The 16,152-nt window shown below is 43.5% G+C and carries 21 protein-coding genes; all 21 read right to left on the bottom strand.

Going from position 1 to position 16,152, the window contains the following annotated elements; all coding sequences use genetic code 11:
* Positions 1-393, bottom strand: coding sequence for a hypothetical protein (locus FQ087_RS20980; protein WP_149582551.1), 393 nt, complete (start codon positions 391-393; stop codon positions 1-3).
* A gap of 107 nt (positions 394-500) precedes the next feature.
* Positions 501-671 (bottom strand): CD1375 family protein, encoded by a 171-nt coding sequence (locus FQ087_RS22660; RefSeq protein ID WP_188006848.1) that lies wholly within the window; start codon positions 669-671, stop codon positions 501-503.
* The gene (locus tag FQ087_RS20975) at positions 668-1,003 is read right to left on the bottom strand and encodes a hypothetical protein (protein WP_149582550.1); all 336 of its coding nucleotides are present in this window, start codon (positions 1,001-1,003) and stop codon (positions 668-670) included. Before FQ087_RS20975 ends, FQ087_RS22660 begins: the two co-directional genes overlap by 4 nt.
* 16 nt (positions 1,004-1,019) lie before the next feature.
* Entirely contained in the window at positions 1,020-1,826 is an 807-nt protein-coding gene (locus FQ087_RS20970; RefSeq protein ID WP_255452488.1) for a phage tail protein, read from the bottom strand.
* A complete protein-coding gene (locus FQ087_RS20965; protein ID WP_149582549.1) occupies positions 1,823-2,179 on the bottom strand; it encodes a hypothetical protein in 357 nt (118 codons plus the stop codon). Before FQ087_RS20965 ends, FQ087_RS20970 begins: the two co-directional genes overlap by 4 nt.
* A 14-nt stretch (positions 2,180-2,193) precedes the next feature.
* Positions 2,194-3,426 (bottom strand): siphovirus ReqiPepy6 Gp37-like family protein, encoded by a 1,233-nt coding sequence (locus tag FQ087_RS20960; protein WP_149582548.1) that lies wholly within the window; start codon positions 3,424-3,426, stop codon positions 2,194-2,196.
* 10 nt (positions 3,427-3,436) lie between these two features.
* Positions 3,437-4,435 (bottom strand): tail fiber protein, encoded by a 999-nt coding sequence (locus tag FQ087_RS20955; RefSeq protein ID WP_255452487.1) that lies wholly within the window; start codon positions 4,433-4,435, stop codon positions 3,437-3,439.
* A 4-nt stretch (positions 4,436-4,439) separates the two neighbouring features.
* Entirely contained in the window at positions 4,440-5,294 is an 855-nt protein-coding gene (locus FQ087_RS20950; protein ID WP_149582547.1) for a phage tail family protein, read from the bottom strand.
* 12 nt (positions 5,295-5,306) lie between these two features.
* On the bottom strand, positions 5,307-9,875 hold the full coding sequence (locus FQ087_RS20945; RefSeq protein ID WP_149582546.1) for a tape measure protein: 4,569 nt from the start codon (positions 9,873-9,875) through the stop codon (positions 5,307-5,309).
* A 1-nt stretch (position 9,876) separates the two neighbouring features.
* Positions 9,877-10,431, bottom strand: coding sequence for a Gp15 family bacteriophage protein (locus tag FQ087_RS20940; protein ID WP_149582545.1), 555 nt, complete (start codon positions 10,429-10,431; stop codon positions 9,877-9,879).
* 1 nt (position 10,432) lies between these two features.
* Entirely contained in the window at positions 10,433-10,894 is a 462-nt protein-coding gene (locus FQ087_RS20935) for a hypothetical protein (protein ID WP_149582544.1), read from the bottom strand.
* A gap of 88 nt (positions 10,895-10,982) precedes the next feature.
* Positions 10,983-11,435: a phage tail tube protein gene (locus tag FQ087_RS20930; RefSeq protein WP_149582543.1), complete on the bottom strand. Its 453-nt coding sequence runs from the start codon at positions 11,433-11,435 to the stop codon at positions 10,983-10,985.
* Between the two features lie 14 nt (positions 11,436-11,449).
* Positions 11,450-11,836: a phage tail terminator protein gene (locus FQ087_RS20925; protein WP_149582542.1), complete on the bottom strand. Its 387-nt coding sequence runs from the start codon at positions 11,834-11,836 to the stop codon at positions 11,450-11,452.
* Positions 11,836-12,159: a minor capsid protein gene (locus tag FQ087_RS20920; RefSeq protein WP_149582541.1), complete on the bottom strand. Its 324-nt coding sequence runs from the start codon at positions 12,157-12,159 to the stop codon at positions 11,836-11,838. The genes FQ087_RS20925 and FQ087_RS20920 overlap by 1 nt, the downstream gene beginning before the upstream one ends.
* Positions 12,159-12,497, bottom strand: a complete 339-nt coding sequence (locus FQ087_RS20915; RefSeq protein WP_223145621.1) for a putative minor capsid protein — start codon at positions 12,495-12,497, stop codon at positions 12,159-12,161. Before FQ087_RS20915 ends, FQ087_RS20920 begins: the two co-directional genes overlap by 1 nt.
* Positions 12,494-12,898: a head-tail connector protein gene (locus FQ087_RS20910; protein WP_149582540.1), complete on the bottom strand. Its 405-nt coding sequence runs from the start codon at positions 12,896-12,898 to the stop codon at positions 12,494-12,496. Before FQ087_RS20910 ends, FQ087_RS20915 begins: the two co-directional genes overlap by 4 nt.
* A gap of 25 nt (positions 12,899-12,923) precedes the next feature.
* Positions 12,924-13,112 (bottom strand): hypothetical protein, encoded by a 189-nt coding sequence (locus FQ087_RS20905; RefSeq protein ID WP_149582539.1) that lies wholly within the window; start codon positions 13,110-13,112, stop codon positions 12,924-12,926.
* A gap of 5 nt (positions 13,113-13,117) precedes the next feature.
* Positions 13,118-14,050: a phage capsid protein gene (locus FQ087_RS20900; RefSeq protein WP_149582538.1), complete on the bottom strand. Its 933-nt coding sequence runs from the start codon at positions 14,048-14,050 to the stop codon at positions 13,118-13,120.
* A gap of 24 nt (positions 14,051-14,074) precedes the next feature.
* Positions 14,075-14,635: a phage scaffolding protein gene (locus tag FQ087_RS20895; protein WP_149582537.1), complete on the bottom strand. Its 561-nt coding sequence runs from the start codon at positions 14,633-14,635 to the stop codon at positions 14,075-14,077.
* A 155-nt stretch (positions 14,636-14,790) separates the two neighbouring features.
* The gene (locus tag FQ087_RS20890) at positions 14,791-15,957 is read right to left on the bottom strand and encodes a phage minor capsid protein (protein WP_149582536.1); all 1,167 of its coding nucleotides are present in this window, start codon (positions 15,955-15,957) and stop codon (positions 14,791-14,793) included.
* A gap of 13 nt (positions 15,958-15,970) precedes the next feature.
* Complete coding sequence (locus tag FQ087_RS20885; RefSeq protein ID WP_149582535.1) at positions 15,971-16,150, bottom strand: hypothetical protein; 180 nt, start codon at positions 16,148-16,150, stop codon at positions 15,971-15,973.
* Positions 16,151-16,152: the final 2 nt, after the last annotated feature.

Genomic DNA, 16,152 nt, shown 5'->3' with positions numbered 1-16,152 from the left:
TTAATTTCCTCCTCCAGTTATAAAATGCACAAATACGTAATACAAGATCCCACCAGAACTTAATAATGCTGCCAAAGTACCGCCGACCTTAAAAACAACCGTCGCCCACATGCTTATCTTTGCCATTTTCAATTCATGTGTTTGAGATGTACGCTCGGATTGATAACCCATTGCCTTGTCCACAATCGTAAATAACTTTTCCGTCTGTTCTTTCATCGTAGTTCGTGTTTCACGACTTTCGGACATTACGGTATTTTCTAGTTTTACAGCGTTATCTTCCAATTTCTTCAACCGCTCATCATTCAATCGCTCTGACTCTTTTAATGCGGCGATTTCTTCATCATGCTTTTTCACTGTATCGTACATTGACGAACCAATTGTCATCTCACTCATCCTCCACCTCACTCCTTATTTTTTTGGAAAACAAAAAGAACGCCCGCACGTTCCTGCATTTAGACATAAAAAATACACTTCAATGGGTGCCGTCAGTGTTCCGTTTATTAGCCTAGTGCCGCAATAGTGCGATTAGCAATTTCAATTTCTACTTCACTGCGGATTGGACGTTCTACGCCACCGACAAGCTTACTTTCCGGCACTTCTTCCAATGTCATTCGTTCAGCCATAACCAAAACCGTGTATGAGTCTACCAATTTCTTTTGTATGATGTTCATATTAATTCGACCTCCATTAGTATGTTTAGTATTTTTATTTCAAATTCAGCGTTTGCGATATCCTCAGCGCTTGGAATAAGCGCATCCAGAAAAGCTTCTTCGTCGAATTCCGATTGAGATTTACCTTCAACCCATTCTTCCCCTGTCCATCTGGGAAGATAAAAAGGGAGTTGCCAACCTTTTTCGTCTGTCGGTAAGGGTGTATCAACGTAACCGTCCAGAATTTCATATATCGGTTTATCTTCTTCGTTAAATCCTACAGGCTCTATAGACCCGTCTTCTCCGAATAATAGATATCCATTTTCGTCTACTTTCAGTACTTTCTTCCTCATACATTAAACCTCCTCACTATAATCTGAACGAGTTTTCTATATAAACATTTTTAAGTGGGGTCGCATTAGGAGTTATAGTACCATCCGGTCTGAGTAGTAATTCCATAGTACGTCCGTCAGTGGCAGTTGAAGCTGTCGGCGAACTAAAAAAGTGTGCATTTACTGGACGGTATCCAATTGGGAGCGTTGCTATTGTCCCCGATGGGAGTGAACCAACAGTTACCATGCCAAAGAGTTGAACGACACCGAATTGGTTTTTATAACACCTAAGATTTCCTCCCCACCCATTTTGGAGTGTAATGATGATTTGACTCTCTTGCGCTTTATTAGCCTTCAAATCATTCACCTGTTTTACCGCATTAGCCGTAGCTGCTTCAGTTGTCAAACTGCTGTTTAGGGCATCATTGAGTTTAACGATGCCTTTGACGGTTGTTGATGCATCCGGAACTGTACCACCACTAGCATTAAGCTTGCCATCCGACCCAATAGATAAATTTTGACCAACTTTTACGTGTCCAAGTTCTGTCGAGGATGCTATTTTAGCTTCGTGCAATCGTAATTCAACTTTCGTTGCTAATCCACTCAAATCCGGTTCCGGTGGTAATGGTAGAACGACGTTTCCATTTGCATCCGGTTCGATATCGTTTACAGATGACACCGTTCCACTTCCTGTTCCGTCTATGCCAGGTTCCCCTTTAGCCCCTTCAAGCGACAATAACCATTCGGCTTCCGTTCCTACAAATCCGCCGTTTACCGCGATTTGATAAGCCGTCAATCCCGTTTCACCTTTCGGTCCTTGTGGTACAGTCTTACTCCAACTCATTCCCTCACCACCGCTCTAAATGGATTGGTCGCATTAATCGTGACGGTTGTAAAGGGTTCGAAAAGGTCATCCCACCCTTCATTTTCCCTTACTGGAATCCGCATTCCGTTTATAGTGAACGTTAAATCTGCTACACCGTCATTAACTATCCCGAATCCGAACATCGGTGTGTCGTACGTTTTAGTCACCGTTTCCGTACCTTCAAAATAGTCTTTAACGACTCGCCCTTTTTCGATAAACGCATTCGCTCCGTTTCGACCAGTAATAGGTTCAAATCTACCCGTTTTCTCATTGAAATATTGCGGTACAGGAATCCCCTTTGCTCTTACCATTTCTGAATCTGTTACATTCATTTGAAACCGACCTCCTATCTTGTAAGTTCCGTTTTCATACCGGCTAATTCCTGTTTAATTTTACTAATCAACGTTGGTCTGCTATTTCCGAATGTCGCTTCTAACTGAAATCCACCAGGCTCATAAACCTCTTTTATCTCAGTGATCCGCGCATCGAGCGTAACACCCCAATCTTTATTTTGGATAGTCACAATATCACCTAAATCGTAGTCTTGTTCATATACGAAAGAGGATGCAAATGCCTCCGTCACTTTTACGGATTCGACAATCTGAAACTGCGTCGCAAAATGCGTTTGTTTTTCGATGTCGACAGTTTTTACAGGCGTCATAATCTGCGCTTCCAAGAATTTTTCCTGAGTATATTCAGCAAGCTTTTGTAATCCACGGTCGGTTAATCTTTGTATGATGATATGTTCAGGAATTGGGTTTTCGTCGTCATCTATTTCTTCGATATCCCGAGCATCTACAAATAATTCTCTCCTATTCCATCCAGTATCCGTACCAACTACAATTACACGCCTGTCCACACCTTCGCCCTGTCCGGCTACGTAAGCTACGTTTTTGTAATTCAAGTCTGAATCAACGTAGTGCATATTTTTAATATTATCGAATTGTGGAGAAAAAATCACAGGTGAATTTACGTTTTGGTTAACGGATAAATCCCGACCTTCGGCAACATCTAACACCAATTTCCGTAGCGCGTAATCAACTCGAACACCCCAGCCAACACCCGTCAATGACGACATTTCTGATAGTTCTTCCGCAACGACCTTAAACCTTGATTGCCATGAAATATGTGGACCTCGATTTAAGTCAGATGCCAATACCAGTTCGGCAACTTTACGCGAAGGATCTACAGGGTTTATTATATTTCCATTGACATAATGCTTCATAACCGTTTCCGCCGATGCTGATTTATTATCATTGGCCGTGTGGGAAGGTGGTAGTGCAATAGCTTCGCTAGTGACGATTTTTAATTCGAGCGCTTTGATTAGCCAGTTTTCAGTTACTTTGCCAGCTTCGTCGAGATCAATAGCTCTATGTTCAATTTTGTAACATTTATGCTTATCGTTCCCGACAACAATGATGTTCCCTTTTTGCAGAGTGTCAGTGTAATTTTTGTATCTGTTGATACGTAACTCTAGGTCACCGATGCCGTGAAATGAGCGTACAAAAAAGAGTGATTCATAATTGCTGATCTCTCCAAGTAACTCAATATCGGGCGTAAAAATCCGTATGGGTTTCATGATTCACCTCCTAATTTGTGCGGAATGAAAAGTTCACAACAAGGGTAGTGGCTCCATTAATTCCGTTCGGAATGTCTATTCTGCCATCCGTTCCTATTGTCATTACTGACGGCGCGGGAGAACTTATTGGTATTGCATGGGTCCAATGGGTAGAAACGGGACGGTAACCGGCTGGAAGATTACCCGCTACTATACTTGTAGTAGACGTTGTCCTTTCGATGAGTCCCGTGGCATGAACTACTCCGAATTGATCCTTATAATATTTTGCGGTTCCTGTCCACCCGTTAACTAGAGGGATAATCATTGGAGATTCTTGCACCTTATTAGCTTTCAAATCATTAACCTGTTTAACTGTATTTGCAGTAGCCGCTTCGGTAGTTAATGTACTGGTTAGGGTGTTGTTTAGTTTAACAATTCCTTTACGAATTGTTGTGGCATCTACTAATCCGGTATTCACTTTTTCGACTAGCTCAGCTAAAGCTACATCATCAAAGTTAGGCAAAATTTTACTCCCTGCCCACGGACAGACATCTTCTTTCCCCCGCTCATCTACAACATCCGCAACATTGATATATGTCTGCCCGCCAATTACTTTGACTTGTGCTAATGAGATTTCATATACATCGTCTGTTCGTTCCAACTGAGGTACAACAGGTGCTAGACCTGCCACACCTTTTTTCACAAACGCCCTAGCTTCACGATAATCTACATTCAACATCAACCTAATTACCACGCGGTCAATACGTGATTTCCCCAACGCTTCGACTTCATGAGTGAGTGATAATTCACTATCATTCTCGTACTCCCTAGCTTTCAAGAACGCTGTACCAGTATCGACTACGGTGTTCATATTAGAGCCACTCGTTTCGACTTTTAACATGTTCGCTTCGCCCTTCATAACGCCATCTGTAATCAGTTTGCCGAAAAAACCCATAAACTCATCAGCGGTATAAACTTTATCGGGATCGAGCGGATTTAAACTATCAAAGAATTTACTGTGTTCAGCCATTCAATCACACTCCTAAATACAAATTTCGATACTCTATGAACACTTCGGGGTTGCCACCGCTTGTAATGAATTTCAGATTGTTCTCGCCCACATCGAGAGAGAAAAACGTGCCGTCCAAGTCGATATAACCCATTGCGTTTTTTTCATTTCCGTATGGGTCTACGATACGGACCGTCCTGTAATCGAAGTCCGTCGTAATTACCAAACTATGTTCAGCAGGAATCGTACGGTTAATCCGGATAAATTCGCCTGTGGAGACCTTCGTAATCATCGGATTGACTGCTTCGCCTCTAAATGTGACTTTAATCGGTGTGGGTGCGTGTCCTTCGTTTAACAAATTCTTCTCGTCACCACGAATTGAAAAACTGGCAGGGAATGATATCGGGAAGAAGAAGTTGCCCACGAAATCTTGTAGTTTAATACTGATAGGATTGATGTCTTGCCAGTAGGGATTCGGACAGACCAGGAATAGCAAAGCCTTTTGAAATGTTCTTCCCCTGTTAGTTGAACCATCCGGATAAGTAGGCACGCCCTCTGCAACAGCGTAAATTTGTTTCGAACCACTTTCGTCGGTGTATTGCAATATCCCTGGTCCTAACTTCGGACTGAATATCCCCGACAGCAACCGTCTGTTATTGGCAAGATCAACCTCGTCTTTTCCTTCAATCTTTAATTCTAGAGTGATATAACGATTCATCAATAATGCGTCTGTGTATGTGCTGCCGTCTTGGAATGGGGACTTCTGCATCTGGATATCAGCTTCAACGTCCCCCAACCCTTCGAACTTGGAAAGTCGGAAGGGGGAGCCGTACAACTCTATTGATTGACCTCTTGTATTCGTGAAGTTTAATTTGATCATGGCGCCCCCTCCTTATAATTCCAAAGCTAGTCGTTGAAGTTGTTGTTTTTGCTTACGCGCCGATTCTGACGGTGTTGATTCAGCAGGAGTAAAATGGTTTTCAATGTTATTCGTTACTGATTTTCGATTGTCGGTCGATGATGAACCGCCACCACTGCCGCCGAATGAAGGATTAAACGGTCTAATGTTGACATTCGGAATCATGATGTCGCTCATTTTCGGCTTCATTAATTCTCCGAAGTGACTGGCTGCGTTCAATATTTTCGATTCGTTTTTGTCAACGCCCGCAATGAAGCCAAGCGCCATGTTGCCAGCAATAAAGTCACGCATCCACCTTGAAGGGGAATTAATGTCTAACGCCTTCGCCATTGCCTTTTTGACGTTCTCAGCTATCGATCTAGCCTTGTTGACTAGCGACGACTCCATAGATGACAAACCGTTCAGTAACCCTTGTCCGGCACTTACACCTATTGATTTAAGTGTCTTCAATTCTTCATCACTACTTCTAGTGATAGCTTTCATTTTGGCGAGCCAATCGACCTCTAGCAAAGTAAGTTCTTTGTTAGCGGCTTTGCGTAGTTCAATTATTTGTTTCTCAGTGTTGGCTTTCATTGGAGCCATTTCTTTTTCGGCTTGCTCCCTTGCAGATTTAGATCGACGCTTGTACAGATCCGAATACTCCGTAAGTTCTCTATCTGTCATCGTGTTTAATGCCACCATTTGAGGTAAAGCCTTAACTCCCATTATCCGCAATTCTTCAAGCAACCCCTTATCAATCGCTTTTCCGGATAACATTTCGAACATACGGGACCACTCTTCAAGCGCCGAAACTTGCGACCTTAGATTACTTGTCAAATCTTGACCTGATTGTTCAAACTTGTACTCGTAAGCATCAAAGATACTAACGAAATTGGTTAACGCTTTTGTACGATCATCAACCGACTTCGTATAATCATCAGTCAGTTTTTGTTCGTTTTCACGCAACTTGTCGTTGATAGTCGCCACTTTACCGATGAACGTTTCGTTTTCTTTTAGTATCTTATCATTGAGCGTATTAAGTGCCGCCTGGTGTTGTTTCTGAACCTCTATGCGTTCTTTGGAGCCGTCCGTGAATAGAACCAATGATTTTCTCCACACCTCTGACTCAGCCGCTAGGGATATATCCTCCATCGACTTCTTATCAGCTACGAAACTTTTAAGAGCTTCAAGTCTGGCTTTGGAGAGCTCACTTTCTTTCTTCTGCATATCCGCCCATGCCTTCGTATTAATTGTTGCTAGTTTCTTTTGTTCATCTTCGTTCAACTTGGTGAGTTTAGCGGATGCATCCGAACGGATCTTGTAGACTTTAGCCTCGCCAGTCGTGACAATATCACCTTTTTTATTCTTGTGCGTCTTCAATGCCGCTTGTGATGATGACGCGGATTTCTTAGAAAGTTCAGCACGTTTTTTGTTGTAATCATTTTGAATCTCTGTACGTTTTTTCTCGGCCTCATCGGCAATCTTGGTTACTTCTGTAGCATTCTTTCTTGTTGCTTCTTTAATTACTTCACCAACGGTATTTGCCGCTTTCTTATTCAATTCCTTAGTGGATTCAATACCAATAGCGAGACCTTGACCAGTAAATTCACCGATCGCTATAGTCTCGCCAGCTGGGGAGTTAATATCCAACGCCCTTCTCATTTCAGAAGCAACGCTATTTGCAAGCCCTCTTGCGGTAGCCATAACTTTAGAAGAACCGTTATTCAAACCAACGTTCAGACCGTCTGCCGCAAAGCCGCCGATCTTTTGGAAATCAGCAGAAATGTTAGCGAACGGAAGCAACATTGCTTTGACTAACTTGTTCACGGTCAAGACAACCTTAGGTGTGCCGTCATTTATACCTAACACGACACCTTCTGTTATGTGAACGCCATCCCTTTTAAATACACCAGACGGACTTTTGATTTCCATTGCACCTTTGAAAGCTTTCTCTGTTTCCGTAGCCATTTTCTTTGATGCTTCAGCTACGTCTTTTGTTCCGTCCGTGATTCCTTTCGCCGCACCTTCCGGCATAGCTTTACCAAGAGATGCAAAGTCGGCTTTTTTAATCTGTGTTGTAAGAGAATCACCGGCCTGTGCTACTAGGTGTCCGACTGATTCCATTACTATTGCGTTCTCTTTACCTAGCGATTGACTTAATGTTTGTTTCGCCACGTCTCCACCCTTGGCGAATAATCCGCTGAGTTTTTGTAGTTCTGCGTCGGATGCATTAACTAGATTTTTGACATGCCCTGCCGATTCTGGACCCGCGTCTCTCAACGTGCTTAGTAGACCTTCATCAATGCCACGTTCAGCCAATTTGGCGATGTTGGTCGCCCATTCACCCATAATTCGTTGATTCTCTTGGAGATTTTTAGTCATTTCAGTTACTGACACTTTTGATTTGTCGCTAAGTTTATCAAACATGTCAGTGGCTTGTTTCGTGTAATCCAACCACGTATCTCTTAGCGAATTCACAATGTCCTTTTGGCCATCTTCTAAACTAGCGTAACTCCTCAATTGGTCGTCTACGCTGTTCTTGGTCGCTTCCGCTACCGCCGCAACAGACGCCGTCACTTGTGCCGCTGTCTCAGTTTGTTGGACTGCTAGACCGGCAGAGGTTTCTGTCAATGCCGCTTCTTGCACGTCTAATTTCTCGATTTCGTCTTTTGCTTCTCTAGCCGCCTTGCCGCCTTCTTCAACCCTCAAATTCAACTCTTTGCGCAATTCTTTTGTTTCAGCCATTTTCGCATCAACTTCATATTGTTCTTTAGATATTTCGAGAAGTCGCTCTTTCGCCGTTGCCAAAGTCGCTTCTTCTTGCATGAGTTTAATTCTAGCCGCCATTTGTTCGGAAGACATACTCAGTGAATTGGTTTCTTTGTCGAACGCCAGACCTAACCCATCTACCGACCCATTAAGTTGATCCACATATTCTTTCAGTTCCTTTGTTTGCGCGCCCGACCTACCTTGTACCGCGGCCAACTCTTCTATCTTGGCAATTAAATCCGTGTTTGCTGCAGCGGTTGCTTGAATGCCCGCTTGGTTCTTTTCGTAAGTCGAAGAAGTACCGTTCAATGATTCATTTAGCGCTGACGTTGATTCGCCCAAGGCATTCGTAACCGCCGTTAGTCTTTCGCCCTCTTCTGTGGATTTCTTGAACCACGCAACAACCGCAATGACACCAGTGACTAACAGCCCAACCCCGGCCGTTATCCAACCAATCGGACCTAATGCAATTTGCATTGCCGCACCCCATGCCGCCGTGGCCGCCGTCTTAATGGCAACCGCTGCCGCCGCTAGAGTTAACTGTCTTGACAATAATCCGATAACCAAAGTTTGAAGTGTGACCGCGCCTGTGTTTGCCACCGTTACGACGTTTCCAGCTCTGTCCGTCGTCGTCATAACTATCCGAGCTGCCACTTGTGCGTTTGTAGCTAACGTTAAAGCCCACATTGACGCTTGTGCCGTTGCTAACACCGCTTGTCCTGCCGCCACTGCCGCATATGCCGCTGTCGCTACTTTGAACGTCACGTAAGCCGCCGCCAAACCAATAATGGCTGGTGTCAACGCCTGAACAACCGGAATTGACGATTGAACGACAGAAGCGAATGCGATAACTATAGGAGCTGCGCTTTCAATAGCTGTGCCCATGACTTTGAACGCCGCCTTTACAACGACTTTCAGGCTATCCATGTTTTCAGCTATACTCTTGCCTGTGACCTCTTTTGACAACTTATCGAATGAGATAATCATGTTAGCCACGCCAACCGTTACAACGTTCTTCAGGTTGCTCATTGAAGTGGCAATACCGGCACTACTCGTTTTAGCTACGTCAGCAAATCCACCAACGCCACCGTTCAACTCTATTAATTTGGCATTAAACGCTTCAAACGTAATGTCGCCATCTTTCAACGCTGCGTATAGATCGTTTTGTGCCGCCTTACCTGTAAATCCAAAAGCCGTCGCTGTTTCTTTAAGCGCATACCCCATTGTTTCTTGGAGTGTTCGCCACGCCATTATATCCACTGATCCTTTTGAAAGCATTTGGACGTATTGAGTAAGCCCACGTTCTGCATCTCCGGCACTTGATCCACTTGCCAGGAATGCGTTGTTTAATGCTAACGCGGTCTCTGTCGCGGTATCTAAGTCACCAGTTAATATTGCGATTCCTTGTGTGTTCTTTACGATGCCGTCCAACGTCGTAGGAAGCCCCTGTATACCGTCAGAAAGTTTATTAATAGAATTAGTCGCTTGTTCACTACTGAATCCCATTTGTTCCATTATTACAGGAAAGCCCATCAGTGTATCGAAGCGAGAAACGGCACCACCCAATGCGGATTTCAATATATCAAAGGCTTTTGACGCAACCGCCACAAGTCCGATTGATATCGCCATGTCCCTTATGCCGCTAGATGCTCTGTTTGTTTCTTGTGATAGTGCATTTGTTTGACCTCCGGCGCTATTTGCGGCCGCCGCTAATGCAGCTAATGCAGCAGATGCTGCCGTTATTTGATTGCCATCAATGATAATATCAATACGAATACTGCCATCTGACGCCATATTATTCTTCCACCTCCTCCTCTTCTAACGAATAAGCTTTCTGCATTTGCAACATAGCTTGTTTGTATTCGCCAGTTTCACCTTTCGACGGTTCCCACAATCTAATTTGTACTATCCTTTGAAGTATCGTTTCACTCGGCAATCCATTCAGCAACGCTTCGAATTCACGCCAGTGTAACTTTCCTTGCTCGTGGTACAGATTAATGTTGTACGCCTGCCGAAAGGAAGCATATATGTATCCTGCGTCCTTGCTGTAATCTACTGCCTTCTTGTTTTCTTTTTGGACTGGCATCGGGTTACCTTTGCGGTCATATTCGACGGATTGCTTGTTGTCAACGTGGATAAACTCTGAATAAACGTGGTTCCACAAGTCTAAAGTCGGTGTAACGTCATCACCGAGCAGTAATGACAAACAGATTTCCGCACTCTCGTAAGTTCTTAAATCCTCATCGTCGAAGACATCGAACACGTCTAGCACGTTATCGAAAGACAAATCTATCTGATATTCGATCTCTTCAAATACAAAAGAGGTAACTAACGGATCGTTCAGCCTCATATTACTTACCTACTTTTTTAGACTTCTTCTTCGCTAGAAATTCACTTTTCTTTAATTCGGTTTTAGTTGATCGTTCTGATTCCATTGTTTCTAGCTTGTTACCGATTGCTACGCCTACGATTTCTAGTGTTTGTTCCAATGCCGCAACGTCTGGATACTCTTTGTATATTCTTTCAAACGCGCCATCCCCGAAGATAATGTCGTACTGAGCGCCGATAAACGTCCTATTTACATCGAATGCCGCTTTTACCGTATCTTCTTCTAACGTTTCCGCGTTGATTTCATCCGGAAAGTGTATCGCTTGGGCCTTTTCTTGCGCTTCTTTCAACTTCTCTTGTGCTAATTCTTCGACTTTGAAAAACGTTAGTAAGTTTTCAAATGAAGTATCGAACCAAAGTTCAATCTTTCCTAGTTTGATTGGGAAGCCGGATCTTTGAATATCAATTTCTACTACTTCTGACATGTAAATTCCCCCTTTAATTAAATAGAAAAAAGGATGCCCGATTGGACACCCCTTACATTAATTTAGTGCTATTGTTACAGCTTCATTGTCAGATTGCGACTACCACTGATTCTTTCGGGATACTATCGAATCGGATATTACAAGAGAACGTTTCGTAAGCAGATGCGTCACCAGATCCCGCAACGATAGCCGTTACAGTAGCGCGACCAATCCATTGTTTAGTTCCAGCGGAAGAAACAACCTTGTGGTGAACCTTACGCCCTTCGCCAGTTTTGTATTTCAACCCTGCGATAAGCTCCTGCGCCGCGTCTGTCGGGTCATATTGCCCCTCGATAGAATAAGCACCGGCAACCGAGATTACAGATGTTTCTGGTGTTCCATCACCGTCATAGAAGGCTGTATCTTCCGTTTCCTCGCTCGTGTCATCGGAAATTGAAGAAATGTATTTCGCTAATTCTAGCCATACCTCTGTATTTGTTTCCGTTCCCGCTACATATGCTTGAATGAAATGCCCTCGCAACGCGTTCTTTTGTCTAGTCATTTATAATTTCCTCCTCAAAATACTGTAATTTTTGCTTGCACGTTCAACAGAAATACAAACCATCCTTGTTCGTCAATCTGATTTATGAATGGTTTGTTGGTGATAATCAGCTCATCGAATTCAAAAGAACCGTTACCACTGATTATCTTCTTCGTTTTCTCTAATTCTGTTTGGACTGCCCAAAGAGTGTCGTTAATGCTCCTATGAGACTTTGATTTAAAAGAAATTTCATAGTTCAGTTGTTGGTCAGTCGTGCCGTCCATGTATTCTTGCGTCACTCGGGAGCCAGGCAATGGATATAACACGAATGACTCACCTACTCCTAAGTAACCAAGCTTACACGGTGTCGGCAACTTCGGAGAGGTGTTAATCTTGTCGCATAACCTTTCCGTGAAATCCATTAGCGATTCATTCCTTCCGTAAACGCTCTTATCCAGTCAGACATAAATGCACTCTTGGCTTTCAAGTCCCATCTAGGACCCGTGCCCGGTGTTGTGTAGTTGTGTTTGTACATGTAAAACAAGCTGTTCGCATACGGCGTGTTGTAGTTGATTCCTCCGCCGTCAATGTCGATTGTGGCAGTCATCCTCAAAGTTCCTTCATCCATTGGAACAAATTGATTCATATCCGACAACGCTTGATTAGCTACAGCGTAACGACCACGCCTTATAGCATCTTGACTAAGCCTATTCATAACTCCGCTCAAATCGATTGTCACCGCCATCAGACCACCTCTAATTCATACGAATAGATGGTTGCGCTGTAGGCTTCGAGATTCGGAATGACTTTAGTTATCGCATGTTCATTGCCGTCGTATTCAAGTACCGATTGCACTTTAAATACAGGCAACGGGGTCGTCATGCCTTCATAGCAAAAAACAACCGCATTATACAGCAGTTGTTTCCCTGACGTTGTGGACGTGTATGCCGCGCCTCTATCAATTCGACAGCGTTCAATAGTGATAGGATCTTTATATATTGGTTCGGAATAGTTGTTTGTGCCTGTGTACTCCTTGTAGACAAATGAATCAACACAAAATTCAATTGGTGGTTTTGGCATCATCGCGCGCTCACCCCGATTCCAGAATAGAGTAGCCCGGTTCCCTCCAAATACATAAATACTTCTTCGGCAACTAAGGACTTACTCTCATTCTCTCCGCTTGGATTAAACCGACTAGCATTAGATACGCTTGTCCGTCCTGCCGAGAACGACTGAGGCGACTTGTTGATGCTTTCGAATGTGGTAGCCCCTAACTCTTTGAAGTACTCGATTTGACTGCACAGAGCTATTTTAAACTGCTTCACTCGCCATGAATTATCTGTATTGATTTCAATTCTGTGATAAAAGTAACTTGTGACGCTATCCAATATAGCCGAAGCCTTAGGAAGTAATTTTTTAAAAGTTGTTTCATCAATATCCACATCATTTAATACTTTGAATTCATCAAACGTAAGATAAGGCATGATTAACCCTCCTTTAAAAGGAAGGCTATTCGCCCTCCTCGTTGTCTTCTTTTTTCGCATTGTCGATGCGCTCTAAAAAGCTACCGTCCCACTTTTCCAAGTTGGCGATAGCTTCATCAGCACGTTTAACAGTCAATTCGACTTCTTGACCTTCTTCGTACTCTTCATTCGTTTCGAGATTCACAAACTTTTGTAATACTTTATATTTAGCCATTAACATTAACCTCCTGGAGTAAGCGTCACTTTGATGACCGCTTTTTTGTTAGCCGGTAGAATGTACTCCCCCGCTTTACCCGCCCCTTGGAAAGCTACGCCGTCAAAGTCCTCGGATGGAATTGTACGTGCTGTGTTGATACCCGTGAACTGTTTACCTACACCCACAATAGATGTATAAGCAAGTTCGCCAGTCTGAAATTTCGTTTCTGGTACTTCCTTGATTTGAAATCCTTTGAACGTGATGATTCCGTTAGTGTCGATGTTTGCACCGGAGTGTTTACCGGTAGTAGTGATTGGGTGGTCGACGATTGTATTATACAAATCCGGTTTAACCCAAGCCATTTTAGTACCGATCGCTTCCATGTTCACGTATGCATTGGATAGGTCGTTGAATAGTTTTAGCACTGCATCGTTTGACAGGCTAGCTAAATTAAGCGTACGATCCGCAACATTTGAGATGAACAATCCACCCTTGTTGTCAAACATCTGTACTTTCGCTTGCGCTTGCAATTCCGAACGGTCTGCAACAGTTGCCGCGAAGTCGTTATTAACCGTATGGAGGTCAATACCTTCATGAAACGCCCATTCCCAATCATAAGGAACGTCAGTGTCTGTATAGATGATTTCAGTACGTGGACCGAAACGAGTAGAGTTACTTGTGCCTGTTCCGAACGCCACGTTAGGATCTTTGTTGTATTCCGTACCGATAACTAGAGGAATATCACTAGTCTTGATAGAGAACGCTGTTTTGTTATGTGTAACCCCGTCCAGCGCTTCGATTCCTCCGCCGAAAAACTCTCCGAAGTATGCTTGCTTCTGATAGACAGCTTGCAATAACTCCTTGAATTGTTTTTGGTAACTACGTACTGCTAGGTTGTTGTTTTCTCCTGCGAAGAATTGGATCTTCAGTCGCAATAGTTCTGGTTTCTTTGTCATTTTCACATTACCTCTTTCTATTTTTTATTCGTATTTAGCAAGTTTCGCTGCAAATGGGTCTGTTTCGGCAGTTCCTTGACCACCGTTAGGATTGCCTGGCGTGACGATTGCTGGTGAATTGGGTGGCACTTCTTCCACTTCGAATAGATATGCATCAGATGCTTTCAGCGTATCTAGTTGGCTATCGAGATTAAGCAGCTTATCGCCATCCAACTTGATGGAATCAGTGTCTAGCAATGCTTTTACTGCCTTAGGATTGCGAACCTTTGCGCCTGTCAATGCTTTTTCAAGCGTGAAATCAAATGCTTGCTTGTCTAGCTTTTCTTGCAGTTCAGTTGTAGCTGTTGCGTTTTCACCCTTCAGACGGTCAATTTCAGCCGATAGTTCTTCGTTATCTTTTGCCTTACCCGATAAGTCATTTAACTGTGTATCACGATCAGTTAGTTGCCCTTTCAAGTCGTCTCGTTCAGTCGTCATTGCCGTTAGTTCGCCTTTTGTTGCGTTAACTACCGAACCATGGCTCGCCATAACTGAATCGACTTGCTCATCTGTTAAACCAAGTGCTTTTAGTGCTTCTCTATTCATTTTCATTTCTCCCTTATACATTATTTTTACGAGGTCGAGTCCTCGAAAGGTTTGCGCATTTACGTTGCACGAACGACAAATAAGCCTGTTTAATGACTGTTGCTAAAGTCAGGTGCAATAACGGATGCACGAACCGAGAAAAGGATCGCCTCCTTTCAATTATCATAAGAGAAGTCGCCAAGTAACGTTTTCAGTGGTGTATATATAGCTTCTCGTTTGTAGTTCCGCCTTAAATACTCGTCATTCTTACCCAAATGTTCCCTCATTGCACCTTGCCGACGTCTAACCATCATCTTCCAGTGGTCTACATTGTCGCTATTCATCGCTTCGGCCACCATGAGGTTTTTTTTATATTTGACGATTTCACGTTCAATTCTGCGCTGTGTATCACGTGCGTTCGCCACTTCCTCATTGAGTTCGGCATCAAACTCAGGTTGGTTGTTGGTATTGACTCCCGGAATAAACGGAACATGCAAATGTCGGCAATTCACACCACGGTGACCACCCGGCAAACCATAATCAGCATGCCATGATGGATCATGAATAGATTTATATTCACTATCGAATGGAATCTCACTAGGCTGCCTTAAGTCAACCACACGTCCTTGTATCTTGGAACATTGCGCCCGTGCCCCTGCATGACTTGTAACAACTACCGTATGAACGCCATATTCGCCCATGCGTTCGGTTCGGAGCTCGTTGTATGTGTTGCCTAGCGTGGACTTCAAGACGGTTCTTGTGTATCCCTCAAGACTCCAATGATTGCCGCCCTTATCAACGAACGTGCTTTTAATACCTTTCTGTGCTAAATCCATGATAGCGCGCTCAACCGATTGCTCAAATGTATACAGCCCTGTATTGAACGATGCAGCCGTTTTATTGAGTACATCTTGATAAGCACGTTGAGCCGTCCCCACACCGTATTGAGTGGTTACGAGTGTCTGATTAACGTAGTTACCAATCTCACCCCAAGCTTGATTGTGATAGGCTCTCATGACGTTATCTAGGTTGTTAGGCACTGGTTTATCCGGATATGGCATTGCTTTGTCGATGTCATTTAAAACGGTTCTACCCGTTTCTTCAAACATCCGCAATATTTCGGGTTCAGCTACGTTTGTGACTTCTGCGAGCATCCTTGTAACATCACGATTAAACAGGTGCAAGTCTGACAGCTTCTCGGCTTGCCAGTAGGCTATATCCTTATGACCACCTCTTAAACGGTTGATGATGATACGGATGATTTCTCCTTCAAGTGAGTTGTATAGGTCAGACATGTTGCCTGACCATAGATCCAATTGATGTGGTGTGATTTTAGGTTTCATTCAATCACCCCTTTCAATCAAGTGACTCTAAATATTCCTCACGTGCGCCGTCCGCTTTATCTTGAAGTACTCTATCCTCTTCTGAATCAGCCAGTTCCTTCAATTCGATAAAAGCAGTGTTGTTTTCCAAAGGACCAGCCTCACATTCAAACCCACACTTTTGTAGTTGCTCAACGATTTCTTTCAGATTCATCG

It is taken from the genome of Sporosarcina sp. ANT_H38, from assembly GCF_008369195.1.
GTDB lineage: Bacteria > Bacillota > Bacilli > Bacillales_A > Planococcaceae > Sporosarcina.
The sequence above is the reverse complement of the archived record's forward strand: the minus strand, read 5'-3'. Positions and strand labels throughout refer to the sequence as shown.